Origin of the sequence: Chitinibacter tainanensis DSM 15459, assembly GCF_000429785.1 — a bacterium.
In the GTDB taxonomy this organism is placed as follows: domain Bacteria; phylum Pseudomonadota; class Gammaproteobacteria; order Burkholderiales; family Chitinibacteraceae; genus Chitinibacter; species Chitinibacter tainanensis.
In genome coordinates, this window is the sequence record NZ_AUCN01000019.1 from 1 (window position 1) to 1,659 (window position 1,659).

At 53.3% G+C, this 1,659-nt stretch carries 2 protein-coding genes; both read left to right on the top strand.

Annotated elements, in window-relative coordinates; genetic code table 11:
* Nucleotides 1–508: 508 nt before the first annotated feature.
* Nucleotides 509–1,396: a 50S ribosomal protein L11 methyltransferase gene (prmA, locus tag G482_RS0107485; protein ID WP_028449521.1), complete on the top strand. Its 888-nt coding sequence runs from the start codon at nucleotides 509–511 to the stop codon at nucleotides 1,394–1,396.
* Nucleotides 1,397–1,423: 27 nt separating this feature from the next.
* Nucleotides 1,424–1,659: MJ0042-type zinc finger domain-containing protein (locus tag G482_RS20960; protein ID WP_211227592.1), on the top strand; the 236-nt coding region annotated here is incomplete at its 3' end.

The window sequence follows — 1,659 nt, forward strand, 5'->3', positions numbered from 1 at the left end:
ATGCCGCCAGCGTTCAATCTGAGCCAGGATCAAACTCTTTCGTTTAATCTCTAAGCTATTTTTACTACTTGGCTTGTACTTCAATACTCAAAGAAAATCACGAGTTAACAGGCAAAGCCTGCTGACTTGTTTTTTTCCTATCATCTGAGTGCAAGCACTTGTTTCGACTTACGAATCAAGCACTCACACTCATCGGCTGTAATTTGTTAAAGATCGGGCTGGCGACTAGAGAAACTCGTTTTGTTTCGCTGCGTCATCAGCAGAGAGGCCGAACTATACCCACCCATCGAAAACACGTCAACACCAATCCAACGAAAAAGCGCCCACAAGTCGATAAGCGATTGATTTGCAAAGAGACGAACATCAAAGAAAATTGCGCCAGTCCAACAAAGGCTGGCCGCTACGCATGCAGCAAGTCTGCGCGCCAGCGGCGCAAACTATCCAGCCCCCAGCAAAGATGCGACAATCGCGCCCATTCAATGCATATATATACAGATAGGAATTCATCATGCCTTGGCAAGAACTGCGCCTGACCACTGACTCGACCCAAGCGGAAAACTATTCCGATGTTTTATTTGATCTGGGCGCGCTGTCAGTCTCGATTGAAGACGCTGCGGCCGGCACGCAGGATGAAAAACCGATTTTTGGCGAGCCGGGTGAGCCCGTCGATCAATTGTGGGACACCAGCGTAGTTCTGGCGTTGTTTGATGCTGAGACGGATCTCTCGCTGATCGTGACTGCGGCAGCCAATCAGCTCAAGCAAGCAGCCCCACAATATGAAATCGTGGTGGTGGAAGAACAGGACTGGGTGCGCCTGACGCAATCTCAATTTGATCCGATCCCTATTTCGCCACGTTTGTGGATCACGCCAACTTGGCATGAGTGCCCAGATCCTGCGGCCGTGAACATTCAACTCGACCCGGGCCTCGCTTTTGGCACCGGTAGCCACCCCACCACGCGCCTGTGTTTGCAATGGTTAGATCGCGAAATTAAAGGCGGCGAAAAGGTACTGGATTACGGCTGCGGCTCGGGGATTTTGGCGATTGCCGCGCTGAAGCTGGGCGCCGGCCCAACCGATGGTGTGGATATTGATCCGCAGGCGATGATTGCTTCGGCACAAAATGCCGAACAAAACGGCGTGACCGCCCGCTTTTTCCTGCCGGACGCCGCCCCGGCTGAAAACTATGATGTGGTGATTGCCAATATTCTGACCAATCCACTGAAAGCGCTGGCGCCACTCTTGGCAGGTCGTTGCCGTAGTGGCGGCAAATTGGTGCTGTCGGGCATTCTGGCGGAACAAGCGCATGAAATCGTGGCGATTTACGGCGAATGGTTTGATTTTGTTGCGCCAAACGAACATGAGGGCTGGGTGTGTTTGTCTGGCTTACGGAAATAAACCCTTAAATCCGGTTAAAATCGCCGCATGACACACATCACGCGCTGCCCAAATTGCAACACCGCCTTTCGCGTTAGCGATGACCAGCTCGCCGCCCATCATGGCAAGGTGCGCTGCGGGCGGTGTTCGTTCATTTTTAATGCGCGTGATTTTCTACAGCCGGAAACCGAGCCCGCCGCTCCAGCTCCAGCTCCAGCTCCAGCTCCAGCTCCAGCTCCAGCTCCAGCTCCAGCTCCAGCTCCAGCTCCAGCTCCAGCTCCAGC